25 protein-coding genes are annotated in these 26081 nt (G+C 61.2%); 10 read left to right on the top strand and 15 right to left on the bottom strand.

Annotated features, from left to right (window positions below):
- Positions 1 to 25: 25 nt before the first annotated feature.
- The 4 genes from KW842_RS03720 to KW842_RS03735 form a co-directional block, all read right to left on the bottom strand.
- Entirely contained in the window at positions 26 to 961 is a 936-nt protein-coding gene (locus KW842_RS03720; RefSeq protein ID WP_218302717.1) for a FecR domain-containing protein, read from the bottom strand.
- A complete protein-coding gene (locus KW842_RS03725) occupies positions 958 to 1470 on the bottom strand; it encodes a sigma-70 family RNA polymerase sigma factor (RefSeq protein ID WP_218302718.1) in 513 nt (170 codons plus the stop codon). The genes KW842_RS03720 and KW842_RS03725 overlap by 4 nt, the downstream gene beginning before the upstream one ends.
- Before the next feature lie 106 nt (positions 1471 to 1576).
- A complete protein-coding gene (locus KW842_RS03730; RefSeq protein ID WP_218302719.1) occupies positions 1577 to 2734 on the bottom strand; it encodes a glycerate kinase in 1158 nt (385 codons plus the stop codon).
- A gap of 9 nt (positions 2735 to 2743) precedes the next feature.
- Positions 2744 to 4030, bottom strand: coding sequence for an MFS transporter (locus KW842_RS03735; protein WP_218302720.1), 1287 nt, complete (start codon positions 4028 to 4030; stop codon positions 2744 to 2746).
- 130 nt (positions 4031 to 4160) lie between these two features.
- On the opposite strand from KW842_RS03735, the gene KW842_RS03740 reads away from it, so the two are divergent.
- The gene (locus tag KW842_RS03740) at positions 4161 to 5258 is read left to right on the top strand and encodes a sugar diacid recognition domain-containing protein (protein WP_218302721.1); all 1098 of its coding nucleotides are present in this window, start codon (positions 4161 to 4163) and stop codon (positions 5256 to 5258) included.
- Positions 5259 to 5393: 135 nt separating this feature from the next.
- Positions 5394 to 6782 (top strand): amino acid permease, encoded by a 1389-nt coding sequence (locus KW842_RS03745; protein ID WP_304514549.1) that lies wholly within the window; start codon positions 5394 to 5396, stop codon positions 6780 to 6782.
- Positions 6783 to 7191: 409 nt separating this feature from the next.
- Here the strand turns inward: KW842_RS03745 and KW842_RS03750 are convergent, their stop codons facing one another.
- A complete protein-coding gene (locus KW842_RS03750; RefSeq protein ID WP_218302722.1) occupies positions 7192 to 8151 on the bottom strand; it encodes a GlxA family transcriptional regulator in 960 nt (319 codons plus the stop codon).
- A gap of 98 nt (positions 8152 to 8249) precedes the next feature.
- Between KW842_RS03750 and KW842_RS03755 the strand changes: the two genes are divergently transcribed.
- Complete coding sequence (locus tag KW842_RS03755) at positions 8250 to 8801, top strand: thioesterase family protein (protein ID WP_218302723.1); 552 nt, start codon at positions 8250 to 8252, stop codon at positions 8799 to 8801.
- On the opposite strand, the gene KW842_RS03760 is transcribed toward KW842_RS03755, so the two are convergent.
- From KW842_RS03760 to KW842_RS03770, 3 genes are all read right to left on the bottom strand, one after another.
- On the bottom strand, positions 8788 to 10236 hold the full coding sequence (locus KW842_RS03760) for a polysaccharide lyase family 1 protein (RefSeq protein WP_218302724.1): 1449 nt from the start codon (positions 10234 to 10236) through the stop codon (positions 8788 to 8790). The two genes, KW842_RS03755 and KW842_RS03760, sit on opposite strands and share 14 nt — an antisense overlap.
- Positions 10237 to 10329: 93 nt before the next feature.
- The gene (locus tag KW842_RS03765) at positions 10330 to 11016 is read right to left on the bottom strand and encodes a pentapeptide repeat-containing protein (protein ID WP_218302725.1); all 687 of its coding nucleotides are present in this window, start codon (positions 11014 to 11016) and stop codon (positions 10330 to 10332) included.
- A complete protein-coding gene (locus tag KW842_RS03770; protein ID WP_218302726.1) occupies positions 11016 to 11450 on the bottom strand; it encodes a nuclear transport factor 2 family protein in 435 nt (144 codons plus the stop codon). The genes KW842_RS03765 and KW842_RS03770 overlap by 1 nt, the downstream gene beginning before the upstream one ends.
- Before the next feature lie 75 nt (positions 11451 to 11525).
- On the opposite strand from KW842_RS03770, the gene KW842_RS03775 reads away from it, so the two are divergent.
- Together KW842_RS03775 and KW842_RS03780 are read left to right on the top strand one after the other, a co-directional pair.
- The gene (locus tag KW842_RS03775) at positions 11526 to 12086 is read left to right on the top strand and encodes a flavin reductase (RefSeq protein WP_307729784.1); all 561 of its coding nucleotides are present in this window, start codon (positions 11526 to 11528) and stop codon (positions 12084 to 12086) included.
- Positions 12087 to 12113: 27 nt separating this feature from the next.
- Positions 12114 to 13403, top strand: coding sequence for a sodium:proton antiporter (locus tag KW842_RS03780; protein WP_218302727.1), 1290 nt, complete (start codon positions 12114 to 12116; stop codon positions 13401 to 13403).
- Here KW842_RS03780 and KW842_RS03785 read toward each other — a convergent pair.
- Positions 13372 to 14457, bottom strand: coding sequence for a tartrate dehydrogenase (locus KW842_RS03785; RefSeq protein ID WP_218302728.1), 1086 nt, complete (start codon positions 14455 to 14457; stop codon positions 13372 to 13374). The two genes, KW842_RS03780 and KW842_RS03785, sit on opposite strands and share 32 nt — an antisense overlap.
- A gap of 87 nt (positions 14458 to 14544) precedes the next feature.
- Here KW842_RS03785 and KW842_RS03790 point away from each other — a divergent pair, with 87 nt between their 5' ends.
- Positions 14545 to 15444 carry a LysR substrate-binding domain-containing protein gene (locus KW842_RS03790; protein ID WP_218302729.1) on the top strand — a complete coding sequence of 300 codons (900 nt, stop codon included), beginning with the start codon at positions 14545 to 14547 and terminating at the stop codon, positions 15442 to 15444.
- Here the strand turns inward: KW842_RS03790 and KW842_RS03795 are convergent.
- The 6 genes from KW842_RS03795 to KW842_RS03820 form a co-directional block, all read right to left on the bottom strand.
- Entirely contained in the window at positions 15435 to 16586 is a 1152-nt protein-coding gene (locus tag KW842_RS03795) for a DUF1624 domain-containing protein (protein WP_218302730.1), read from the bottom strand. The genes KW842_RS03790 and KW842_RS03795 overlap by 10 nt on opposite strands.
- Entirely contained in the window at positions 16583 to 18670 is a 2088-nt protein-coding gene (locus tag KW842_RS03800; RefSeq protein ID WP_218302731.1) for a TonB-dependent siderophore receptor, read from the bottom strand. Before KW842_RS03800 ends, KW842_RS03795 begins: the two co-directional genes overlap by 4 nt.
- A gap of 51 nt (positions 18671 to 18721) precedes the next feature.
- On the bottom strand, positions 18722 to 20932 hold the full coding sequence (locus tag KW842_RS03805) for a xanthine dehydrogenase family protein molybdopterin-binding subunit (RefSeq protein WP_218303098.1): 2211 nt from the start codon (positions 20930 to 20932) through the stop codon (positions 18722 to 18724).
- A 61-nt stretch (positions 20933 to 20993) separates the two neighbouring features.
- On the bottom strand, positions 20994 to 22007 hold the full coding sequence (locus tag KW842_RS03810; RefSeq protein WP_218302732.1) for a xanthine dehydrogenase family protein subunit M: 1014 nt from the start codon (positions 22005 to 22007) through the stop codon (positions 20994 to 20996).
- Positions 22004 to 22519: a (2Fe-2S)-binding protein gene (locus KW842_RS03815; RefSeq protein WP_218302733.1), complete on the bottom strand. Its 516-nt coding sequence runs from the start codon at positions 22517 to 22519 to the stop codon at positions 22004 to 22006. The genes KW842_RS03810 and KW842_RS03815 overlap by 4 nt, the downstream gene beginning before the upstream one ends.
- Positions 22519 to 22758 carry a hypothetical protein gene (locus KW842_RS03820; RefSeq protein WP_218302734.1) on the bottom strand — a complete coding sequence of 80 codons (240 nt, stop codon included), beginning with the start codon at positions 22756 to 22758 and terminating at the stop codon, positions 22519 to 22521. Before KW842_RS03820 ends, KW842_RS03815 begins: the two co-directional genes overlap by 1 nt.
- Before the next feature lie 145 nt (positions 22759 to 22903).
- Here KW842_RS03820 and KW842_RS03825 point away from each other — a divergent pair, with 145 nt between their 5' ends.
- The 4 genes from KW842_RS03825 to KW842_RS03840 are packed head-to-tail and all read left to right on the top strand — an operon-like array spanning position 22904 to position 26068.
- The gene (locus KW842_RS03825) at positions 22904 to 23932 is read left to right on the top strand and encodes an acyl-CoA dehydrogenase family protein (protein WP_218302735.1); all 1029 of its coding nucleotides are present in this window, start codon (positions 22904 to 22906) and stop codon (positions 23930 to 23932) included.
- Positions 23929 to 24693 carry a PIG-L deacetylase family protein gene (locus KW842_RS03830; RefSeq protein ID WP_229223465.1) on the top strand — a complete coding sequence of 255 codons (765 nt, stop codon included), beginning with the start codon at positions 23929 to 23931 and terminating at the stop codon, positions 24691 to 24693. The genes KW842_RS03825 and KW842_RS03830 overlap by 4 nt, the downstream gene beginning before the upstream one ends.
- Positions 24690 to 25292, top strand: coding sequence for a class I SAM-dependent methyltransferase (locus tag KW842_RS03835; RefSeq protein WP_218302737.1), 603 nt, complete (start codon positions 24690 to 24692; stop codon positions 25290 to 25292). The genes KW842_RS03830 and KW842_RS03835 overlap by 4 nt, the downstream gene beginning before the upstream one ends.
- Complete coding sequence (locus tag KW842_RS03840) at positions 25289 to 26068, top strand: glycosyltransferase family 2 protein (RefSeq protein ID WP_218302738.1); 780 nt, start codon at positions 25289 to 25291, stop codon at positions 26066 to 26068. Before KW842_RS03835 ends, KW842_RS03840 begins: the two co-directional genes overlap by 4 nt.
- Positions 26069 to 26081: the final 13 nt, after the last annotated feature.

A 26081-nucleotide genomic window follows, 5' to 3' on the forward strand; every position in this document is an offset into this window, starting at 1 on the left:
GTGACACCGGCATCCGGAAATATTTTTAAAGCCCGCTCAGCACAGTCAGATAACGGCCATAACGCTGCGCGCGTACTGGCAAAATATCCGTCACCTGCAACAGCGCGCGCTCGACGTCATCCAGCCGGAACACGCCGCTGATCTGCAACGCAGCCGCCCGGCCGCTGGCCCGGAGCAATCCTTGGCGATAGCGTCCAAAAATCTCCAGCAGTTCCGCCAGCGGCATGCGGTCGGCAACGCACACGCCACGCGTCCAGGCGCTGACGGCGGCAAACGGAAGCTCCGCAGAGTGTACGGCCTGGCGGTCAAAGTAGAATGTTTCGCCCGCCGGCACCAGTACCGGCCGGCCGTTTTGAGGGCGTAGCAAGGCGCTCCCCGAGCTGACAGACACCACGCTGCGCGCATGCAGCTTGCCGACGTTGAAGGTCGCCCCTTCGGTAGACACCGCGCCATCGGCGGTGGCCACGGTCAGCGTATCATCGCGCGGCGGCCATGATTTGACCAGAACCTGTCCCTGATGAAGTCGAAGCAGCGGGCTTTGCGCGCTGCCTGCCAGATAAATGCGGCTGTTGGCGTCAAATGCGAGCGGCGTGCCATCCGCCAGCACACCTTCGCCACGCTCGCCGACAGCGCTCTGCCATTCGGCATCCAGTCCCAGTCCGTGCGCAGCCTCGCGTAAGCCCCAGGCGCCGCAGCCCAGAACCAGCATGCCAAACGCTGCACGCAAGGCGCGACGGCGTTCGTTGGCCGGTGTGCGTAAGGCGCGCGCCATGGCCGGCGTGTCGCGCGATGCTCCCCCGATACGCGACAGGCGCTGCTGCAATGCGTTCCAGGCCTGTTCGTTGGCCGCTTCCGCAGTCCGCCAGTGATTAAACTCATTGAGTACCGAGGCACCAACATCGCCTTCGCGCAAACGCACTTCCCACATCACGGCCTGATGTTCGGCGGGCGCCAGCCTCATGCCAATGCGTAGCAGGCGGTCAATGCCTGCGCCAGGTATTTGCGCACCATACTGACCGAAACATGCAGGCGCTCGGCGATCTCCGCATAGCCTAGCTCCTCGAACTGGCTGAGAATAAACGCTTCGCGCGCCTTGGCGCTGATGCCTTGCAGCGCCGCGTCGATACGCAGCAACTCGTCGATGGCGATATAAATCTCTTCCGGCGATGCGTCGGAAAACTCCGGCGCCAGCGCCAGTTGTTCGAGATAGGCGCGCTCCAGGTCGCGCCGGCGCCAGAACTCATAGGTCAGGCGCCGGGCAATCGTGGTTAATAGTGCGCGCGGTTGGCGGATATGGCTGACATCTTCCATCCCGGCCAATTCGGTGAATGCCGATGCGGCCAGGTCTTCGGCGTCGTTGCGCGATCCAACCAGCCGGTGCACGCTGGCCGTGAGCCAGCCATAACTGCGGCGGAATTCACCGCCGAGGAATTGGTCGCGTGCAGCGGTGGCAAAGGAAACGGTACTCATGGCCGCCAATATAAGCCGGCGGCCCGCCGATTAAAACGAACAAATACTAATAAGCTTGTTAGAAAAAGCTGTGATCACCAAATGGTGATGGCAATCTTCAATTTAGTTATCGTTTGCCGAGTTGTGCGCCAACGGCCAAGGCAGCCGCGATATTGCGCGCCGCGTTGCGCACATTGACGGCTGCGCAAGCCAGCGCCTCCTCCACCGTGCACGGACGGCTGACCGAGCCGAATACCGCATTGATGCCGTGCGCGTGCACCGCTGCCGCGCCGCTGCCCAGCGATCCGCCGATGCCGATCACCGGCTTGCCATGGCGCTGTGCCACACGCGCCACACCAACCGGCGTCTTGCCTTGAACAGTCTGGCCATCGATGCGCCCCTCGCCGGTGATCACCAGGTCCGCATCCGCCACCGCAGCATCGAGGCCGACTGCATCGGTGACGATTTCGCTGCCTGGTCGCAGACTGCCGCCCAGGAAAACCTGCATGGCCGCGCCGATGCCGCCGCCGGCACCGGCGCCCGGCAAATCCGCCACCTCCGCCACACTCAAACCAAGATCGCGGGCGATGATGGTGGCGTAGTGGCGCAAGTTATCATCCAGCCGCGCCACCATGTCCGGCGTCGCGCCTTTCTGCGGTCCGAAGATGGCGGACGCACCTTGCGGGCCGGTGAGCGGGTTGCTGACATCGCAGGCCACGTCAAACACGCAATCCTTGATGCGCGGGTCCAGGCCGGACAGGTCGATGCGGTCCAGCATATTCAGTGCGCCACCGCCCGGCGGCAAATCGGCGCCGGTGGCGTCCAGCAAACGGCCGCCCAGCGCTTGCAGCATGCCGGCGCCGCCGTCGTTGGTGGCGCTGCCGCCGATGCCCAGCACAAAACGGCGCGCACCAGCATTCAGCGCATTGATGATCAGTTGGCCCGTGCCAAAGCTAGTGGTACGCAGCGGATTGCGCTGTGCAGGCAGCACCAGTTCAAGCCCGCTGGCCGCCGCCATCTCGATCACTGCGGTCTGGCCGTCGCCCATCAAGCCGTAGAAAGCCGATACCTGCTCGCCCAGAGGTCCGGTGACGCGCAAGGCGATGCGCTTGCCGCCACTGGCGTCGATCATCGCTTGCACCGTGCCCTCGCCGCCATCCGCCACCGGCAGCTTGTGATACTCGGCGCCGGGGAAGATTTCGCGAAAGCCCGCTTCAATCTCGTTGGCCACAGCCATCGCCGTCAGGCTCTCCTTGAACGAGTCCGGCGCTATAACTATCTTCATCGTTGACTCTTATCGGTTGACCAGTTTTGCAGGAATGCGCAGCACCAGTATCGCACCAAGCAGCAGCACACTGGACAGAATATACAGCGCCACGTCGGTGCTGTTGGTCGCATCCTTGATCCAGCCAACCAGGAACGGGCTGACAAAGCCGGCAATCTGGCCCAGCGAATTAATCAGCGCCAGGCCGCCTGCCGCTGCCGCACTGCCCAGGAAGGCAGCCGGCAAAGACCAGAACTGCGCCAACGCCGCCAGCGCGCCCATGGTCGCCATGCTCAAGCCGATCATCACGATCAGCGCATTGCTGGAGAAATTGGCCGCCATCAGCAAGCCGATCAGCCCCATGACCATCGGCAGCGAGACGTGGAAGCGGCGCTCTTGGCGCTTGTCGGCGGAGCGGCCTGCCCACACCATGAACACGGCGGCCAGCAGATACGGCACGGCGCTCAGCCAGCCCACGGTGACCGCGCTGTCAAAGCCCAGCGACTTGATAATCGATGGCAGCCAGAAGTTGATCGCATAGACGCCCATCTGGATGCAGAAGTAGATCACGCCCAGCATCCACACGCTGCCGTTGCGCAGCACGGCGCTGAAGGAATCACCGGCGGTACTGACGGCGGCGCGCTGCTGCTCGTCGGCGGCCAGCGCGGCCTGCATGGCGCTTTTCTCTTCGCTGCTCAGCCACTTGGCCTGCGCGATGCCATCATTCAGATAAAAATAAACACCCACGCCCAGCAGCACGGTCGGCAGGCCTTGCAGCAGGAATAGCCATTGCCAGCCCATCATGCCGCCCTGGCCGCTGGAGAAATGCGACAGCATCCAGCCTGACAGCGGCCCGCCGATCAGCCCCGAAATCGGAATCGCCGACATGAACAGCGCCATCACCTGGCCGCGCTTCTGCGTCGGGAACCAATGGGTGAAGTACAACACCATGCCGGGGAAGAAGCCCGCTTCCGCCACACCGGTGAAGAAGCGCAGCACGTAGAAGGAGGTTGGCGTGGTGACGAACAACATGCAGGCGGACAGGCCGCCCCAGACGATCATCATCACCGAAATCCAGCGGCGCGCGCCGATTTTGTGCAGGATCAGATTACTCGGCACGCCGCTCAACACGTAGCCGATGAAGAAGATGCCTGCGCCTAATCCGTAAACAGTATTGCTCAATTTGAGCGCGTCCAGCATCTCCAGTTTGGCGAAGCCGACGTTGACGCGGTCGAGGTAATTGAACAGGTAGCAAACGAAGATAAAGGGAATCAGGTGCCAGCTGGCCTTTTTATAGGCGCCGTCGAGTATGGACATGCGAGTCTCCAGTGTCTTTTAATGTTATCAGGGATTATCTGGAATCATTCACAAAAAAGCATTGGCCGAACGCCCCAATCTAGGTATATTGCCCATTCAATTCTTGTGCAAATGCCCTAAAATAGCCAATATGAACATCTTAAGCACGGCGCTGGCGCAGGATATTGTTACCCGCACCATGCGCATCATCCCCTACAACGTCAACGTAATGGACGCGCATGGCAGCATTATCGCCAGCGGCAATCCCGCCCGTATCGGCGAGCTGCATGCAGGCGCGCTGCTGGCGCTCGCCAAAAAACTGACAATGGAAATCGACGCAGCCAGCGCGCGCAACCTGCATGGTGCGCAGCCCGGCATCAATTTGCCGCTGACGGTGCATGGACAATTGTGCGGCGCAGTAGGCCTGAGCGGCGCACCGGACGAAGTTCGGCACTTCGGTGAGCTGGTGCGCCTGACGGCCGAGATGATCCTGGAACAAGCGCAGCTGGCCGGCGAGCTACAGCGTGATTCGCGCTACCGCGAAGCCTTCGTCCTCAACCTGATCAACGGCGAGCATGCGAATGCGGCCGACCTCGCGGCATGGGCGCACCGGCTCGACATCAGCTTCGAGCAGCCGCACGCTGCCTATCTGCTTGAGCTGGATGACAACGGCATCGACCTGCAAAGCCTGCAACTGCGCTTGCAGGCGCGCCTGCCATCCGTGCTGACGGCCGCCGCCGGGCCGCACGAACTGGCGATACTGGACTTACAGGACAAGCAGCCCTCCATGCTGGCCACCGTGCTGCGCGAACTGTGTCCTCAGCCGCATGCGCTCACCATGGGCATTGCGCTGCAAGGTATCGCCGGCGTGGCCACCTCCTACCAAAGCGCCAGGACGGCGGCGCGGATCGGGCGATCGCGTGACGCCAGCCGTACCGGCCAGCGTCTATACAGTTATTACGACCACACATTGCCCGTACTGCTGTCCGGCCTGAACACCGGCTGGCAGGCAGCTCAGCTGCGCGCACCAATTGAAAAGCTCGGCAAGAACAAAGATATGCTGCAGCGCACACTGGAAGTCTGGTTCGCGCATGACGGCCATCCGGCCGCCACCGCTGAAGCGCTGCACATCCACCGCAACACGCTGGACTACCGTCTGCGCCGCATCGGCGAGATCACCGGGCTGGATCTGGCGCGTCTGGAAGACCGGTTTTTGCTCTACATTTCTGTGCTCTTGTCCAGCCCATGAAACTATCTGATACAGATAAAACAACAAGTTCGGAATTGCGGAAAACATGCTGTATTATTCCCGCTTGCCCAAACGCAGCCCACAAGGCCCGCCTTGGGACACAACGATAAAACACAAAAAAGCACGGGAGCTATTTTGAGCATTTTTAGAACGAAGAATCTGGATGAGATGATTGCCAACGCCCGCAAGCCGGGCGGCCTGGCAAAGGTACTTGGTCCGTTCGACCTGATCCTGATGGGCATCGGCGCCATCGTCGGCACTGGCATCTTCGTGCTGACCGGCACAGGGGCTGTCACCGCCGGCCCGGCGCTGACGCTGTCCTTCGTGGTGGCGGCGATTGCCTGCTGCTTCGCCGCGCTGTGCTACGCTGAATTTGCCTCCACCGTTCCGGTGGCCGGTTCCATCTACACCTACTCCTATGCCACGCTGGGCGAACTGGCCGCGTGGATGATCGGCTGGGACCTGCTGCTGGAGTATGGCCTGGCCACATCGGCCGTATCGGTCGGCTGGTCCGGCTATTTCCAATCACTGATCTCCGGTTTCGGCTGGCATCTGCCTGCTGCGCTCAGCGCTGCTCCAGGTGCCCTGCCTGGCGTGGATACCGTGATTAACCTTCCGGCGCTGTGCATCATGCTGCTGCTGACCGGGATGTTGAGCCTCGGCGTGCGCGAGTCGGCGCGCGTGAACAACGTCATGGTGGTCATCAAGATCGGCGTGGTGCTGCTGTTCATCGCCGTCGGCGCGCGTCACGTGACGCCAGCAAACTGGACGCCCTTCATGCCTTACGGGATGAACGGCATGCTGAGCGCCTCGGCCCTGGTGTTCTTCGCCTTTATCGGTTTCGACGCCGTGACCTCGGCGGCGGAAGAAGTCAAACGTCCAGAGCGCGATCTGCCGATTGGCATCATCGGTTCGCTGGCCGGCTGCACCGTGTTGTACGTGATCGTATCGGCGATCATGACCGGCATCGTGCCGTACAAGGAATTCCTCGGCATCGATCACCCAGTCACGCTGGCACTGCAACGCGCAGGTGAAAATTGGTTCGCCGGCTTCGTCGACCTGGGCGCGATCCTCGGCATGACCACGGTGATCCTGGTGATGGCGTATGGCCAGACCCGCATCATCTACGCCATGTCACGCGATGGCCTGCTGCCAAAACGTCTGTCGAAAGTGCATCCACGTTTCCAGACGCCGTTCTTCGCCACCTGGCTGGTCGGTATCGTGTTTGGCCTGATGGCGGCCTTCGTCCCGCTGAACATCCTGAGCGAACTGGTGAACATCGGCACGCTGGCCGCCTTCACGCTGGTTTCGATCGCTGTCGTCATCCTGCGCAAAAAACGCCCGGACCTGCCACGCGCCTTCCGTTGCCCAGGCGTGCCGGTGATTCCAGCGCTGGCCGTCATCTTCTGCGTCACGCTGATGGCTTACCTGAGCTGGCATACCTGGGTGGCCTTCGGCATCTGGATGCTGATCGGCCTGGTGATCTACTTCACCTACGCCCGCAAGCGCTCGCTGCTGAACTGACAATCTGGACGTGGCGCTTGCGGCTTGCCGACAAGCGCCACGGTCCCGCGCCGACAGGAAGCACCTGATCGGCGCTTGCGCCCTCCCCATCGAGCCGCAAGCCCCCACCTTCGGCCAGCCTGCGCGCAGCGCAGCGCTGCGCGATGCTGCCAAACCTGCCTCCACCAGCAATTCCTCGAGACTGACGCCGGCATCGATGCGCATGCAGTCCACTACCAGTGTCGGTACAATGGCGCCTGCATCCAGCAACGGACGCGAACTGTCGCGGAAGCTCGGGTCACCGATGCGCCTGGTGGCGCCGCCAATCAGCAACAGCGGCTTTTGGCCGGCGCGCTGTAGCCAGCGCATCAACATCAGCCTTGCAGGTGGCCGACATGCAGGCTGTCAGCGGTAGCGGCGCCGGGTCAAGTCATGCGGCCTGCGGCTGGAACTTCTTCCGGTACGCCGCCGGCAGCAGTCCCACACGCTGCTGGAACAGGCGGCGGAACGAGTTGCTGTCTTCGTAGCCCACTTTGAAGGTGATGCTATCAAGGCTCATGCGCGTCGATTCCAGCAAGTGCTTGGCCTTCTCCAGCCTCAGCGTTTGCAGATAGGACAAGGGCGTATAGCCGGTGGCATCCTTGAAGCGCCGTATGAAGTTGCGCACGCCGAAACCGAAGCGTGGCGCCAGTTCATCCATGCACAGCGGCTTGTCATAGTTCTGCTCCAGCCAATTCTGCACGCGCAGAATATCGGCATCGCCATGGCTCTTGGGCATGGACCACAGCACGTACACCGACTGCTCGCTGCGTGCATTATCGATCAGCAGGTAGCGGCTGCATTTTTGCGCCAGCTCCAGCGAGCCGTAACGGCGGATCAGGTGCAGCAGCAAATCCATCGCCGCGCTGGCGCCGCCGCTGGTCATCAGGCCATTGTCCTCGCACAGATTCTGGCGCTCATCCATGCCTACATCCGGGTAGCGTTTGCGGAACAGGTCCGCAAACGCCCAGTGCGTGGTGGCGCGCGCTCCCGACAGCAAACCGTTTTCGGCCAACATAAAGGTGGCGGTGCACATGGTTGCCAGTACCGCGCCTTGCGCATGCTGCTTGCGCAGCCATTCACCATAGCGGCCAAAACCTGGCAAGGCTTCGCGTAGCGTGAACAGGAAGCCTGGGATCAGCACCAGGTCTGTATCCGCGATATCGTTCAGCGCGGTTTCCGGTTGCAGTGTCTGGCCGCGCAGCGTCGTCACAGGCTTGCCGTCAAGCGAGGCGGTGACGATGTCAAATACCGGCTGTTCGGAAAACAAATTGGCGGCGGTGAGTATCTCCAGTGCGGTGGTTGCGCTGGCGGCGGAACACTGGTCGGCAAACAGCAAAGTAATATGCATGGCAGATTTCGCATGGAAAAAGTCATTTGTGCATCTACCTTAACAGAAACCCATCACCTATAGTGGTGGCGCTCCTCTACTCACCTTACCTGTACACTATGAATCTCTGGTTCCGACTGATCTGGATGCTGCTCAAGCGTCCGTGGCGCAAACCCGCCGACCCGTTTTCCACCACGGTGGTGCGCATGCGCGTATGGCCGCTGGACCTGGACTTGAACCGCCACGTCACCAATGGCCGCTATTTCACGCTGGCCGACATCGGCCGTATGGACTACGTGCTGAAAACCGGCGCCTTCCGCACGGCGCTGCGCCACAAGGCCGTGCCCATCGTCGGAGACGCCTGGGGCAAGTTCCGCCGCGAGCTGAAGCTGTTTGAAACCTTTGAAATCCACACCCGCATGCTGGGCTGGGATGAGAAATGGAGCTTCCTTGAACACCGCTTCGTCAAGGATGGCCGTGTGGCTGGCACGGTGGTGATGCGCGGCGTGTTCCGTTCGCCCAAAGGCACGGTGCCGCCAGCCGACATCGTCCGCGACCTGGGCATGCCGGAGCAGTCTCCGGCCATGCCGCAATGGCTGACGGCATGGTCCGAGAGCTGCGACGGCATGAGCGCGCAGCTACGCGAAGAAGAAGCGTCTACTGCACGCTGACCTTGCCGGTGCCGGCATTGTTCAGCACCGAGGCCTTGACGGCCGAAGCGTTCAGCGGAGCGACGGTATAAGGCAAAGTCCAGCCGACCACATTGCTGAAACTGCACTTGCCCGCCACGTCCAGTGCCGCGCCATTCAGCAGCGAGCCGCTATCGGCAATCGCGCCCTTCTTGCTCGACGAGCCAGGATTGGTGATGATCTGCGTACAGCTGCTGGCGCCCGCCACATCAAATGCATTGTTCTGCGAGATGATCTTGGCCAGGTAACCGACGCCAATGCTGTAATGGTGCGGATACACAGCGTGCGAACGGCTGCCTTCAAAATAGTTGTTATAGATGTGGACCTTACCGAAACGCACACGCGGCGCGCGCTCGCTGACATTCAGGAAGTGATTACCGACGAAGGTGACGGTCAAGTGGCCGTCGTCGGTGGTACGCGAGTCGGATGAACCGATCAGGTTATTTTTCTGATGCAGCTCGAAGCGGTTGTTGGAGATGGTGACGTAGTCCGAGCCATTCTTCACGTCCAGCGCGCCATCGTGGCACTGTTTCAGGCGGCCGTTCGCGGTAGGCAGTTGGTCGTCGGTCTTGGGTGCGTCGGTGAAGACGTTGTGGTCGATCCAGACGTTTTTCGACGCCAGCACGGTGATGCCGTCGTATTCCGAGTTCCAGTTGCCGGCACTGCCGTCATCCGGGTCCCATACCGGCGCGATGTCGCACGGCGCCTGGATATTCAGGTTGCGCACGATGACGTTTTGAACGCCGTTGATGACGATATTGGCATTGACCAGTTTCGTGTCGCTGCCCATGCCGATCAGCGTAGTGTTGCTGCCCAATTTGATTTGCAGGCGTGCCGCCTGGTCGGTTGTGCTGGTGTATGGGCCGCCATTGTCGGCAGCGCTTGGATCGATGGTGCCGTACAGTTTGATGATTTTCGGCTTGTCGCCTTGGGCCTTGATTGCAGCCACCAGCTGCGAGGCGGAGCTGACTTTATAGATGGCGTTGGCGGCAGCGTCTGCGCCGCCGGTCGTGCCGCCGTTCTGGCCCGCCCAACCGCCAACTGGTGCGGCTTCGTAGGTGGCGTCGCCGCCAGGGGCTGGCGCCGGAGCAGGAGTCGGCGTCGGAACTGGCGTTGGCGTTGGAACTGGTGTTGGCGTTGGCGTTGGCGTCGCAGCCACCGGACCTATCGCGCACTTTTTATCCTTGCCAGGATACGGGTCCGAACCGAAGCTGGCTACCGTGCACGCCACATCACCGGACAGCGCCTGCACAACCCACTTGTCCTTGATGCCGAACGAAACCTGCCGCGCGCTGCTCCCCGCCTTGCACGTACCACCCTGGTCCGCACATTTGGAAAAACCGCTCGGCCAATCAGCCGCTTGCGCGCTGCCCGCCGCCATCATCGCAACAGCAACCGCCATCATCGTTTTTTTCATACATCCCCTTTTTGAAAAATTCGCAACAATATCAGAAATGAAAGCTCACTCTAACACCATTGCTGGGGTGCAACATATGAAAAATGAAGCTACTTATATAACATTCAGATCTAGCTCGCGGAGGAAGTTGGCCGCCTGAGCATGCGAAATGGTCGCCCCCTTAAACAGGCCCGCCTCGGTCAGCTTCACGCCTTCGATATCCGCCGAGCGCAAATCCGCACCTTGAAACTTTGCCAGCTTCAGCACCGCATTGCGCAAGCTGCCACCTTCAAACACCACATCACGGAAATCGCAGCCGGAAAGATAAGCATCTGAAAAATCCAGCTCTTTCAACACCGCCTTACGGAACGAGAAGCCGCGCATGTCCGCGCCGACCAGCAGGCATTCCTCGAAGTGAATGCCGAGGTGCGCCACCTCTTCAAACGACGCGCCGGTCAGCTTGCAGCCATGGAAGGCCGCCGACGCCAGCTTGGCGCGGCGCCACTTGGCGTTATTCAGGTCGCAACCATCAAAGCGCGCATCGACAGCATCCACCGACTCCAGATCCGCGCCGCCCGCGCGGCAACGCAGCCAATGCGAGCGCGCCAGCTTGCAGGCAAACAACGTCGTGCCGGAGAAGGTGCAGCGTTCAAACCGCACGCCTTGCAGATCAAGACGCGACAAATCTTCGTCATCAAAAGCGCAGTTATCGAAATGGCGCACGCCCTGCGTCAGATACTCTTCCAATTCGGCGCGCGACAGCGCCACGCCGGAAACGGCGTTGGTATTCACATCACTCATCACTTCAAATTCATTGTTTGTACAGATAGCAGCTTGCATTTGCCCGCCACCTTCACATAAGTGCGCATGAACTGATAGCGGTTGCTGCGGAAGGTAGCGCCGTCCTGATTCCATTGTTCGGTCGTGCTGACGCCGCGCACCACAGAAGTATCGCCTTGAACGTGCACATGCACATCGCTGGTACTGCGGGCCTTGTAAACCACCGGCTTCGCCAGCCGCGCCAGCAAAATATCGCGCGTCTCAATCTGAGTGCCAAGAGTATGCACCCACACATAGTCATCCGCCAGCAGCGATTGCAGGAACGGCACGTCGCCGGTACGCAGCGCCTCTTCATATTGCGAGTCGAGCTTGATCAGTGCTTCGGACGGCAAGCACGGCGCAGCCGAGGCGATCACAGGCAATAGGCCGAACAGGGACAGCAGGAGTTTTTTCATGGTGGCGTTGAGTATAACCGTTTCATCGTGTCCTACCCCACAGACTTCTTGAAGAAATCCTCTTAATCTCAGGCCATGATGAAAACATACCGCAAGCAGCACTTTGACGTGGCCAACGTCCGCCGCCTGCTAGAGCCTGGGCCGGTGGTGCTGGTCAGCTCCGCGTGGCAAGGCAAGCAAAACATCATGACCATGGGCTGGCACATGATGATCGGCTTCACGCCCGCGTTGTTCGGTTGCTATATCGACGAGAGCAATCACAGTTACGAGATGGTGACGCAGAGTGGTGAATGCGTGATCAACCTGCCGACCGCCGACCTGCTGGAACAAGTCATCGGCATTGGCAATTGCAGTGGTGCGGATACCAATAAGTTTGAGCGCTTCGGACTGACCTCTGTGCCAGCCGAGGACGTGGCGGCTCCGCTGATCGGCGAATGCTATGCCAGCTTGGAGTGCCGCCTGGCTGATGCGCATCCCAACCCCAACCATCCCCTGTTTGTATGGGAGGTGGTCAGGGCACACGTCGCCAGCACGCCCAAGCTGCCCAAGACACTGCACTACCGTGGCGACGGCGAATTCATGGTTTCCGGCCGCGAAATCGCCACGCTGCAGCGCTACCCCGACCAGCGCCGCTGATGCCGTGCTAGCGGTACTGGAGACGCCATGAATGTCAACCAATGGTTCCTGCTGGTCGGCTTGCTGATGCTGGCGCGCGGCCTGGCTGCAACCACCATCTCACGTTCACCGTTCACTTCCGCCATCGTCTATCTCGGCGTCGGCTTGCTGCTGGGCCCGAGCGCGCTGAACATCTTCAATTTCGATCCTGCCAAAGAATCGCAACTGCTGGAAATGCTGGCCGAGGTCGCGCTGCTAATTTCCTTGTTCTCGGCGGGGATCAAGATGCCGGTACCGTTCAAGCTGTCGCGCTGGAGCGCACCGCTGCGCCTGGCCTGGCTGTCGATGGCGTTGACGGTGGGGCTGGTGGCTTTGTTCGCTTACTACGTTCTGCATCTGCCGGCCGGCGCCGCCGTGCTGCTGGGCGGCATACTGGCGCCCACCGATCCGGTGCTGGCCACGGATGTGCAAGTGCGCCATGCCGGCGACAAGGACGAGCTGCGGTTCAACCTCACCTGCGAAGCCGGCATGAACGACGGCAGCGCCTTCCCTTTCGTGCTGCTGGGCCTGGGCATGCTGCACATGGGCGAAGCAGGCGAACATCACTACTGGCGCTGGCTGTTGGTCGATGTGATCTGGGCCACGGGCGGCGCGGTGCTCATTGGCGTGATCGCCGGCGCAGGCCTGGCGCGGCTGGGCTGGCGCTTGCGCGTGCTGGAGCCACGCCACGAGATCATGGACGACCTGGTAGGACTAGGCCTGATCGCCATCGTGTTCGGCCTGGCCAGCGTCATGAAAGCATCCGGCTTCCTGGCGGTGTTCTTCGCCGCTGTGGCACTGCGGCAGACAGAATTAAAGCTGGCCGGTGCGCCCAAAGACAGGCAAGGCTTGCGCGAACCGGAACTGGCAAAGTCCGCCGCCGCGCAAGCCAGTGACAGCAAGGACGCGCCGCTGGTCGTCAGCGCGGAGGCGCTGGTTTTCAAGGAGCACCTGGAGCGTTTGTCCGAACTGACTTTGGTGCTGCTGTTGGGCGGCATGATCTCGCTGCGCGAACTGCCCTACGAAACCATCGGCGTCGCCGCCTTCCTGTTTGTCGTGGCGCGGCCGCTATCGGTGTTTATAGGCATGATCGGCAGCGGTGCCAGCAAACGCATGCGCGCCACCATCGGCTGGTTCGGCGTGCGTGGCATCGGCTCGATCTTCTATCTGGTCTACGCCATCGAAGCCGGCCTGCCGCCCAATCTGGCCAAGCAGCTGACCGGCATCTCGTTGGGCGTGATCATGCTGTCGATACTGGTGCACGGCTTTAGCGTGAAGCCGCTGCTGGAATCTGAATAATGGAAGCGATCGCCGTGCCGACATCGGTTGTACTGGCCTTGCCGCCCATGTCCGGCGTACGCGGTCCGTCCAAAAGACAGCGCTCCACTGCGGCCACAATGGCGTCATGCGCCTCGGTATAGCCGAGGAAGTCCAGCATCATCGCACCGCACCAGATCATGGCGATGGGATTGGCGATGTTCTGGCCGTAGATATCGGGCGCCGAGCCATGCACTGGTTCAAACAGTGACGGGAAGGTCCGCTCCGGATTCAAATTGGCGGAAGGCGCAATACCGATGGTGCCCGCGCACGCCGGGCCGAGGTCGGACAGGATATCGCCAAACAGGTTGGACGCCACCACTACATCAAAGCGCTCCGGCGACAGCACGAAGCGTGCAGTCAGGATATCGATGTGGTACTTGTCATGCCGGACCTCCGGATAGCTGTCCCCCATCACGTCCACGCGTTCATCCCAGTACGGCATACTGATCGAAATGCCGTTGGACTTGGTGGCGGAAGTCAGGTGTTTCTTCGGCCGTTTTTGCGCCAGTTCAAACGCGAACTTCAGCACGCGGTCCACGCCGGTGCGGGTAAAGATCGCTTCCTGCAGCACGAATTCGCGGTCGGTGCCTTCAAACATGCGGCCGCCGACGCTGGAATATTCGCCTTCCGTATTCTCGCGGACGATGTACATATCGATGTCACCAGGCTGCTTGTTCGCCAGCGGGCAAGGCACGCCGGGCAGCAGGCGCACCGGACGCAAATTGATGTACTGGTCGAACTGGCGGCGGAACTTGAGCAGCGATCCCCACAGCGATACGTGGTCCGGTACAGTCTCCGGCCAGCCAACCGCACCGAAGAACAGCGCGTCAAAGCCTTGCAGCTGCGCCATCCAGTCATCCGGCATCATCTTGCCGTGCTTAAGGTAATACTCGCAACTTGGCCACTCAAAGGTGGTCCATTCGACGCCAAAATTAAACCGGCGTGCGGCCGCCTCCACTGCGCGCATCCCTTCCGGCATGACCTCCTTGCCGATACCGTCGCCTGCCATCACAGCGATTTTATGTACTTTCATGACTGCCCTCCTCAACGCAAAACCACAGCATATACCCTAGCAGATCGTTTATAATGCCGCAAAATGTAAATCCATAAAACACGAATCGTGGATAAACGTATCGATAACGAAGACCTTCGCGTCTTTGTCACGGCAGCACGCAAAGCAAGCTTCGCGGCGGCGGCCGAGGAGTTGGGCATGTCGTCCGCCTATGTCAGCAAGCGTATCGGCATACTGGAGCAGATGCTGGGCGTGCGCCTGTTCCATCGCACCACGCGCCGCGTGATCGTCAGCGAGGATGGCGAAAAGGTCTACGCGCACGCGATCACCATTCTGGAAAATCTTGACGGCCTGCTTAATGAATTGGCTGAGCGGCGCGACGTGCCACGCGGCCTGCTGCGCATCAGCAGCAGTTTTGGCTTTGGCCGGAACGTGGTCGCGCCGGTGGTCGCGCGGCTGGTCGCGGCACACCCGTCGTTGCAGGTGCGCTTTGAGGTATTCGACCGGCTGGTCGATATTGTGGCTGAAGGCTTCGACCTGGATATACGCATCGGCGACGAGATCGCGCCGCAAATGATCGCCCGCAAGCTGATGGACAATCACCGCATCCTGTGCGCGGCGCCCGGCTATCTGAAACAGCACGGCACGCCACGCGCCCTGCAGGAGCTGGCGGGCCACAACTGCCTGGTGATCAAGGAGCGCGATATGCCATTTGGCGTGTGGGCGCTGCGCGCCAGTGCCGGACAAGAAGAAACGGTGAAGGTGACAGGTTCGCTGTCATCCAACCATGGCGAAATCGCGCTGCAATGGGCAGTGGCTGGCGCCGGCATCGTGCTGCGCTCGCACTGGGACGCCCGGCCATACCTGGACAGTGGCGAACTTGTACAGGTACTGCCCCAGTACACCCAAAGCGCCAATGTCTGGGCCGTCTACCCTCAGCGGCTGGAAGGCTCGGCCAAGGTGCGCGTTTGTGTCGAATTCCTCAGGCACGAACTGGCTCAGAGATAGCGCACCCAGGCCATCGTGGTACGACGCTTGAAGTTGCCAAACGCCCGGCATGGCCAGTACAGTAACGGCAGCAGCACAGCACTCAAAGCCCATACCTGCCACAAATGGTCGAACTCATAGCGCTTGCCATAATTCGCACCCAGCAAGGCGATGGCCGCCATTTGCAAGGCCAACAGCACATACAGGTGCAGCAGGTAATAAAACATGGGCGCGCCACCGAAGACCGCGCTGGCGCGCAGAAACCAGTTGTCACGCTGCTCCAGCCAGGCCAGCACCAGCAGCCCGACGCCCAGCGTCAGCAGCAGAAACGCCAGCGATGGCGGGTACTTGGTCACGTTCAGGAACGACATCACGCTGTGCAGCGCGTCCGCGCCCTGCTCCCACAGCAAAGTCTCGCCGTAGATGTTGAAACCGCGCAGTACCGCCAGCAACACTAATGCGATGGCGCCGGCAGACAGCAGCAGTTTGCGGCGCTGCTCCGGCGCGGTGGCCGATGCATACCACGGCCCCACCGCATATCCAAGCAAGATGACACCGATCCACGGCAGCAATGGATAACTGACCTTGATTCTTACCAATCCCTCACTCACCAGGAAACCGCGATCATGCAGAATGGTCCATGGAATATAGCCCGCTTCGCCAGGCTGAAACGAAATTGGCGTCAGCAGGTTGTGGCCGAACACGATGGCCAAGCCAAGCGCAATCAGCACGCCGCGCGGGAGGCGGTGCAACAGCGACAGCGCGATCATCGACAGGCCGATGGCCCAGATGACCTGTAAATAAATCGTCGGCGGCGACAGCTGGACTGCCCACACCGCCGTAATGACGGTAATCTCCAGCAGGATCAGGAACAGGCCGCGCTTGAACAGAAAGCCCGCCGGCGAACGTGGACCGGACGATGGGTGCGCATACAGCCATGCCGACAGGCCGGTCAGGAACACAAACACCGGCGCGCAAAAATGTGCCGCTACCCTGCCGAAGAAAAATCCGGGATCGGTTTCCGCCAGATTCATCGGATCGCTGACCGGGTGGTGCAGAAAGAACGCTTCGCGCGCGTGATCCACCATCATAATCATCATCACCAGCCCGCGCAGGACGTCGATTGACGCCACACGCGCGCCACGCGCACGCACACCACTCATAACTTGTATTCCACTTTCAGGGTCACGCGGCGGTCTTCGCCAGGCGCTATCCAAGTCTGTTGATAAGAGCTTGGATAGTACACTTTGTCGAACAGATTATCGATATCCAGCGAAATCCGCAGTTTCTTCGACGGTGAATACGAGGACACCAGCTTGGCCGTGGTGTAGGCAGGCAGGCGGAAAGTACTGCTGATCGCCACGTCGCCATTACGCTCGCCGACATAATTGGCGCCGCCGCCGAAAGTCGCGCGCGCGCCGCCGTTCAGGCCAAACTCCTGCACCAGCATCACATTGGCCGCCTGCTTCGGTACATTCGCCAAACGCCCGCCGACCGCCAGTACGTTATCGCGCAAGACTTTGGCATCGGTGTACGCATACGACAAGGACAGTTGCAGCTTGCGCGCGACCTCGCCGGCGACATCCAGCTCCACACCCTTGCTACCCACTTGACCGGCAGCCAGCGAGTAATTGGTATCGAGCGGGTTCAGCGTCAGCACGTTTTCCTTCTTGATCGAATACAGTGCCAGCGTGCTGCTGATTTTGCTATCCGCCGTATCGAATTTCACGCCGGTTTCATAGGCACGGCTGGTTTCGGCCGGGAAGGACTCGTTGTTGATACCGATGCCGCTATTCGGACGGAAGGACTTGCCGGCCGACGCGTACAGCGATACCTGCTTGTTCGGCTGATAGACGATGCCAGCGCGCGGACTGGTGGTTTCCAGTGATTGGTGATTGCGCAGGCCATTGCGGTTGTAGTTGGTGATGGTCTGACGATACGAGTCGCGGCGCACGCCCAGCAGCGCCTTCCACTCTGTGTTCAGATCGATCTGGTCCTGCGCATACACGGCGGTCTGCCATTGCTGTTCGCGGGTGTCGATCGACGGTCCCAGCGTGGTTGGCTGTGGCGCACCATATACCGGCGCGTAAATATCGATCGCATACGGCGCGGCGGCGTTGGGGCTCTTGCGCAGTTGCAGACGGTCGTCGATGAAGCGGTAGCCGTCAACGCCAACCAGCACATGGTGCGCGCCTACCTTGCCCAGCAACTCCACCCGGCCGGACCAGTCCTGCGCCGAAAAATCGCGATATCGGCGCTGGCGCCACAGCGTACGGCCATCGCTTTGCAAGGCAGAAGCCTCGGTAGAAAAGCCCACCATCTCGCTGCTGCGGTATGACAGTCCGCTTTGCAGCGACCAGCCGTTGCTGAAGTCATGCTGCACAAACAGCTGGTGTCCGGTCGACTTCACTGTCATCGGGCCGTCCGCCTTCTCGCCGAGGAAGCGCGAATTCGGTATCAGACCCAGCACGCCTTTTACCGCCAGCACGCCACGGTCAAAGTAAGCCTGCTGTTCAAAGGATTCCAATTCATACGACAGCGTCGTATTGTCGGTCAGGCGCCAGATCACCGATGGCGACACCATGTGTCGCTTGGAGCTTAGCGTATCGCGGAAGCTGTCGCCCTTTTCATAGGCGGCATTCAGGCGGTACGCCACCGTGCCGCTCAAAGGACCGGTGAAGTCGGCTGCGGTGCGCCAGGTGTCATGGCTGGCCAGCGACTGGCTCAGCGTGTAGGAAGGCTGGAATAGCGGCTTCTTGGTGGCGATGTTGATGATGCCGCCCGGCTCTCCCCGCCCGTACAGCGCTGCCGCCGGACCTTTCAGGATCTCGATGCTGCTGACATTGACACTGTCGCGCATGCCGTTGTAGCCACGGCTGGAACTGAAGCCGTTCACCAGGAAATCGGAGCCGTAGTTGGGATCGCCGGTAAAACCGCGCACCGCGTAGCTGTCCCACACGCCGCCGAAGTTGCTTTGGCGCGAAATACCGCTGCCCATATCCAGCGCGTCGGCAAAGCGGCTGACGCCTGCGTCGCGCAGCATGTCTTCCGTCAGCACGCGCGCACTTTGCGGCAGATCCTTCAAGTCAGTTTCGGTCTTGGTGGCGCCGGTGGCGGACAGGCTGCGATATGGCTGGCGCGCGCCGACAATCTCCACAACATCATCCACCGTATTATCCGCTACAGCGAAAAGCGGATAGGCCGCAGCCAGGCAAAGCGCCAGGTGCGTAGAACGTACTTCCAACATGAAGGCTCCGTTTAATAATGCAAGTTAGCTGCATTATACACAAATGCAAGTCTACTGCATTAATTTGTCTGGAGTCATAGGTGTGCTGCGTTCGCGCCGTCCTGTCGCGTGATAAATGGCGTTGCACACTGCCGCCGATACGCCCACCAGCCCAATCTCGCCCACGCCTTTGGCGCCGATACGGCTGACGATACGGTCATCCTCCTGCACAAAGATGACATCAATCTCATGGATATCCGCATTCACCGAAACATGGTACTCGGCCAGATTGTGATTCATGAAGCGGCCAAGCCGGTGATCGCAGAACGTCTCTTCATGCAGCGCCTGGCCGATGCCCCACACCACACCGCCAACAATCTGGCTGCGCGCCGTTTTGGCGTTGATGATGCGGCCGGCCGCGATGGCGCTCACCACCCTTGTCACGCGCACCGTGCCGAATTCCGGGTCCACACGCACTTCGACAAACACCGCCGAGTGTGTTGATCGCTGGTACTTCATCTGCTTCAGCATATTCGGCAGCATCATGTACTTCTCTTCAAGACGGGATTCACCGCTGCCCGCCATTACATCCACCAACGAAATCGCAGTTTCGGGCCGGCCTCTCACTCGCAGCAGTCCGCCGGTAAATTCGACATCAGCAAAGCGCGCCTTGGCCAACGGCGATGACGGCAGTTTCTTCGCCAGCTTGAACAGCGTTTTTTGCAGCTTCTCGCACACGCCCTGCACCGCAGATCCCACTGTGGCAACATGCGAAGAGCCGCCCTCAATAGGTGCAACCGGCAGCGTGGAGTCGCCCAGCTGGAAGCGTACCCTCTCCAACGGCAATCCAAGCGCATCGGCAGCGATAATGCTCATCGCGGTGTAGGTGCCTGTGCCGATATCGGTGGCGGCGCTGCTGACCACCAGCGAGCCGTCCGCATGCAGCACCGCGCTGGCGCGCGCGAACATCTGCATCGCATCCCACATACCAGTCGCCATGCCCCAGCCTATCAGCTCGCGGCCTTCGCGCATCGTTCCTGGCGCCAGCGGGCGCCTGCTCCAGCCAAAGCGCTCAGCCCCCTGCTCGTAACAGGCGCGCAGTTCTTTGGTGGAGTATGGCAGGCCGTGTGAGGGATCGATCTCCGCGTAATTTTTCAAGCGCAGCGCCAGCGGGTCCATGTTCAAGGCATACGACAACTCATCCATCGCCACTTCCAGTGCGTGCATGCCGTGCGCGGCGCCCGGTGCCCGCATGTCCATGGGGCTGGCGTGGTCCAGGTCCACCAGGTGATAGCCCAGCCGAACATGCTCGCATGCATACAGCTCGCCTGACCAGTTGACCACCACCTCCACATAGTCTTCCATGCGTGAAGTCTCCGCCACCGCTTCATGAATAATGGCGCTCAGCGTGCCGTCCGCTTGTGCGGCCAGCTTGACGCGCTGCACAGTCTCCGGGCGATGGCCGAAGGTGAACATCTGCTGCCGTGTCAACACCACGCGCACCGAACGCTCCAGCTTCAACGCGGCCATCACGGCCAGCGGCAACTGGTACTGCGGCCGCAATCCGGAGCCAAAAGCGCCGCCCACATAGGGATTGCGTACCGTGACCTTGTGCTTCGATAGACCGAATACATGCGACACATACCAGCGGCTGTTTTGCGAGCTTTGCGTCTTGTCGTATATCGTCAGGTGGCCGTCTTCGCTGCGGATCACCGTACTGGCGAACATCTCCAGTGGATTGTGATGCTCTACGCCGCTGTAGTACTGCCCCTCTATTTTGACGGCCGCCTTTTCCCACACTTCATCCGCATGGCCTTTCGGATCAGGAGGTGGCGTGAAGCCCGCTTTCAAGCGGCTGGGCTTATAGGAGCGCTCGCGGTTCTCCACCAGCGAGGTAGCGTGATTTTCCACCTCATAATCTACCTCAACCAGCCGGGCGGCGTAACGTGCGGCTTCAAAGGTTGCGGCGACCACCAGTGCGACCGGCTGCCCGCTGTAGGCAATCTTGTCATCGTACAGCGGCCGGAATGGCGAGCCTGAAGGCGCGGTCATATCCTTGTAGAAGATATCGAAGGAACGGATGCGCGGCCGGTTCGCATGCGTAATCACGTCCACCACACCGGGCGTCGCCAATGCGGCTGCAACACGTATCTCCTTGATGCGGCCAACCGGAATACTGCTACTGACCACCACACCGTACAGCAGATCCTCGGCTGGATGCTCGGCCGCATAGCGTGCCTTGCCCATTACCTTGTCGCGGCCATCAACACGCGAAACGGCCATGCCGATGCTGACCGCTCCTGTACCCGGTTCCGCCGATGGCGTGCGTAATGCTTCAATCAGATCAGTCACTGTCGCTCCCGGTGTTGTCGTAAGTTCCCGCAGCCGCCAGTTCCAAAGCGCGCATCACGGCGCGCCTGGCCAGCGGGATTTTGAAACTATTTCCACCCTGGCCTTGCGCGCCGTTGAGCAATGCATCCGCCGCGACCGAAAAACTGTCCGCTATCGCAGCGCGGCCAACCAGCAAGGCTTCCGCCGCCGGCAAGCGCCAGGGCTTGTGCGCCACGCCGCCCAAGGCCAAGCGCGCCCCGCGCACCATGCCGTCCTCGCCAATATCCAGCATGGCTGCCGCTGACACCAGCGCAAACGCATACGATGCGCGGTCACGGATTTTCAGGTAACAGGAGTGCCCGGCAAACTGCTGGCTAGGCGGCAGTTCGATATGCGTAATCAGCTCATCCGGCGCCAGCGTAGTGTCGAGCTCGGGCCGGTCGTCCGGCAAGCGGTGAAAGCTGGCGAAGGGAATCTGCCGCTCGCCACGCAGCGAGCGTACGTGCACCACTGCTTCCAGCGCAGCCAGTGCCACGCACATATCGGAGGGGTGAACGGCAATGCATTGATCGCTGGCGCCAAGGATGGCGTGCTGGCGTGTTAGCCCGCCGATCGCCGAACAGCCACGACCAGGCTCGCGCTTATTACAAGGCACGGTAACGTCATAAAAATAATGGCAGCGCGTGCGTTGCAGCAGGTTGCCGCCATTGCTGGCCATATTGCGTATCTGCGGCGAGGCGCCGGCGAGGATGGCAGCAGTCAGTATCGGATAGCCTTCGCGCACCAGTGGATGATAGGCAGTATCCGCGTTGCGTGCCGTGGCCCCCAACAGCAGGCCACCATCATCTGATGAGGTGATGGCTTCCAGGGGCAAGCGGTTGATGTCGACCAGCGTGGCCGGCCGCATCACGAACTCTTTCATCAGATCGAGCAGATTGGTGCCGCCGGCGATGAAGCTTGCCTCATCACCGATGTGCGTCAATGCCTGGCGGTCATCGCCGGCCTGAAGATAGCTGATTGGATTCATGCCGGCACCGTACCCGGCTCATAAGGCCGGCCAGGAACGTCTTGGCGCAGCCCAAGCACCTCCGTGACGGCAGCGACGATGCCCGGATACGCGCCACAGCGACAGATATTCCCGCTCATCAGCTCACGCACGTCGGCCACAGTACTCGCCTGGCCTTCATTCATCAGCCCCACGGCAGAACACAACTGACCCGGTGTGCAGTACCCGCATTGGAAAGCATCGTGTTCGATAAACGCCTGCTGCAAGGGATGCAGTTGTTCGCCGTCCGCCAGGCCTTCGACGGTGATCACGTCGCGTTCATTCTGCATGACAGCCAGTGTCAAACAGGAGTTAATGCGCTTCCCATCCACCAGTACGGTGCACGCGCCACACTGGCCGTGGTCACACCCTTTCTTGGTCCCGGTCATGCCGGCGCGCTCGCGCAGCAGATCCAGCAAAGACATCCAAGCTTCAACTTCAAATTGCTGAGGTTCGCCGTTAATGTTCAGGCGGACGGAATAAGTAGAATTCATCAGGTCCTTCCTTCGATTTTCAAAACGCCACGCACATTGGTCACGATCAGGCAAAGCTGCAGTGCGATCAGCGCCCAGGCGTCGTCGTGCCATCCCCAGGCTATCCATAGCGCGTTACTCAGCAGGAAGGTGATGAAACCAGCTTTACGGCGCAAAGCCGATTTGGAGCCAACCAGCAGGCCCGCAAGCACGGTGATGGCCATGGCCGGCCATTGCAACAGGTCGATCCAGTCATTCATGGGTGTTGTGCAGGTAGTGACGACGTGGACCAGCATCGCCTATCACCTGATGTTGGTATGTGCGACAACACACGGTTACCCGCCAGGACCTTAAGCGTGCGCGGGCTAACAGACAGTCTGGACCGGCCCACCCGATGATGGGTCCATGAAAATCGACCGTCTACCTTATGCATCGGCGCACTCGTTGAGCGAAGCACTCGCGCGCCTGGAGCCGCAGCAGAGCCCGGCCAGACAACTGGCGCAGTTGATCGACGCCGGACAGGATCAATTACCTCTCCCTGCACGCGGCGCCACGCTGCAGCGCTGGCAATGCCTGGCGCTGGCCGCGCACCACGATCTGAGCCTGGCGAAGCTATACGAAGGCCATACCGACGCGCTGGCCATCCTCGACGAACTGCAAGGCCCATCACGTCCCGGCGCTGCATGGGGCGTATGGTGCGCGGAATCGCGTGATGCAGGGCTGGTGCTGCGCCAATCCGCCGAAGGCCAGATAGTGCTTGCGGGGCGTAAGCAATGGTGCTCCGGAGCGGCAGCACTGAGCCACGCACTGGTCAGTTGCACGAACGCCAACGGTGAACGCCAACTTGCCGCTGTCGCGTTGCGCGATCCGGGTGTTACGATCACCAGCGATGGCTGGCACGCTGTCGGCATGGCCGCTACCGCCAGCGTCGATGTGGTATTTGACGATGTACCCGCCATCGCCGTCGGCGCACCCGGTGCATACCTGAACCGTCCCGGCTTCTGGTACGGTGGCGCCGGCATCGCGGCTTGCTGGTTCGGTGCAGCGCAAGCACTGGCCGGATACCTGCACGCCGCCACGCGTGGACAAGTCCCTGCTGAACCGCACCGGCTGGCCCATCTCGGCCAGGTCGAAATCGCGTTAAGCAGCGCTGCCGCCTTGATGCGCGACACCGCCCGTGCGCTCGACCAGGCGCCCGGCGCGTATGCCGGCCGAAAGGCGATGCGTTTACGGCTGGCGGTTGAAGATGCAGCCACCAAGGTACTGCACCACGTCACCCGCGCGCTGGGCGCAGGGCCCATCTGCCGTGATGCCCGCTTTGCACAATTGGCGGCCGACCTCCCGGTCTTTTTGCGCCAGAGCCACGCTGAGCGTGACCTCGCTGCGCTGGGCGAACTGGTGGCACAGCAGGAGCACGCGCCATGGACCTTATGAGCACAACCCACACCCAGCAACGCCGCATTCACGGACGCGGCACGCCAGACGCGGACTGGCAGGCTTGGCCGGGCCTGAGCGCCATGCCCGTCACCAGCGCTGCCGACCTGGTTCCCGCGCATCGACGCGCAGTCATCGTCGCACCGCACCCGGATGATGAAATCCTGGCCTGCGGCGGTCTGCTGCAACAGTTGCAAGACCAGGGAACGCAAATCGTGCTGCTCGCTGTCACTGATGGCGATGCCAGCCATCCCGGTTCGGCGCTGCTTTCCCCGCTCGACCTGGCACGGCTACGGCCACAGGAAACCGTGGCGGCGCTGACGACACTCGGCGTATCCCCGCAGATCGTCCGCGCCCGCATCCGCGACGGACAGGTCAGCGCCAATCTGGAACAGCTGCACCACCTTCTTTTGCAACTGCTACGGCCGGACGATGTGGTGTTCTCCACCTGGCGCCACGACGGCCATCCCGACCACGAAGCTTGCGGCTTGGCCGCCTCGCTGGCTGCGCGCAGTTGCCGCGCGAGGCTGATCGAAATGCCGGTCTGGAGCTGGCATTGGGCGGCGCCCGGCGACCAGCGGCTGCCATGGCGCCAGGCGCGCCGCCTGCCGTTGAGTGATGCTGTGCTGAAGCGCAAACAGCAGGCGATTGCCTGCTTTCAGACGCAATTGCGCGACGACGCCAGCACCGGCCAGCCGGCGATCCTGCCTCCATACGTACTAGGCCGGCTACTGCATCCTTACGAAATCTACTTCTTATGAACGCCCACTTCCAACAGCTATATGAGCGTAGCGACGACCCCTGGCAGGTGCGCCAGCGCTGGTACGAACAGCGCAAGCGCGCCCTGCTGCTGGCCAGTCTGCCGGAACCGCACTATCGCCACGCCTTCGAGCCAGCCTGCGGCAACGGAGAATTGACCGCCTTGCTGGCGCGTCGCGCCGGCCAGGTCACCGCCAGCGACCTGTCACCTGCCGCCGTGCAGCTGACGCGCAAACGCCTGGGAAACACCGCTGGCGGGCAGGTCGCCGTACGTTGCCAGCGCATGCCCTATGACTGGCCGGCCGGCGTCAGCTTCGACCTGATCGTGATCAGTGAAATGGCCTATTACCTGAGCGAAGCCGAGTTGCAGCAACTTCGCAGCCACGCTGTACGCACCCTGGCCAGCGATGGCGCGCTGGTGCTGTGCCATTGGCGCCGTCCATTTTCCGACCGCAAGCTGGACACAGACACCATCCACGCCGCCTTCGATGCCTGTCCGGAACTGCACAGCATCGCCCGTCATGGCGAGGCGGATTTTTTGCTTGATGTCTGGTCATGCAGCCCGCGCTCTGTCGCGCAACGAGAAGGAGTTACCGCATGATCGGCATCATCATCCCGGCACACAACGAAGAACTGTACCTGGACGCCTGCCTGCACGCAGCGCGCACTGCCGCCGCCGATACGGCACTGAACGGCGAAGCGGTCCACATCACTGTGGTGCTGGATAGCTGCACAGATCGCTCGCGCGCGATTGTCGAACGTCACGCTGCACAATCGGACACCGTATGCTGGATCGATCACTTGTGCGTCGATGCGCGCAACGTTGGCCATGCTCGCGCCGCCGGCACCCGCCACATGCTGGAGCACGGCGCCCGCTGGCTAGCATTCACCGACGCGGATACCCAGGTATCGCCACAATGGCTGTCCGAACAGTTGCGCCTGAACGTCGATGTAGTGTGCGGTACTGTCGCGGTACACGACTGGGCGCCGCACCGGCACAATGCAGAACTGTTGCGCAGCTACTTCCATGACAACTATACGGACGCCGACGGACACCATCACATCCACGGAGCAAACCTGGGCGTATCGGCAGAAGCCTACCTGCGCGCCGGTGGATTCGAGCCGCTGGCTTGCAGCGAAGATGTCGCCCTGGTCAAAGCACTGGAGCTGAGCGGCGCACGTTTCGCCTGGAGCGCAGCGCCACGCGTGATTACCAGCGCACGTTGCGACGCCAAGGCGCGCGGCGGCTTTGGCGACACGCTGTTACGCTATGCGGAAAGCGCCCGCGCGGCTGTCGAGGCGGCGGCCGCAAAATATCGTACTATTACGCTCCAGGACGTAGCCAGCCACCCGCCGCCACGCATTATCAGAAAATAAATAGGCCTATGGC

The sequence above is a fragment of the Duganella sp. sic0402 genome (assembly GCF_019219065.1).
In the GTDB taxonomy this organism is placed as follows: domain Bacteria; phylum Pseudomonadota; class Gammaproteobacteria; order Burkholderiales; family Burkholderiaceae_D; genus Rugamonas.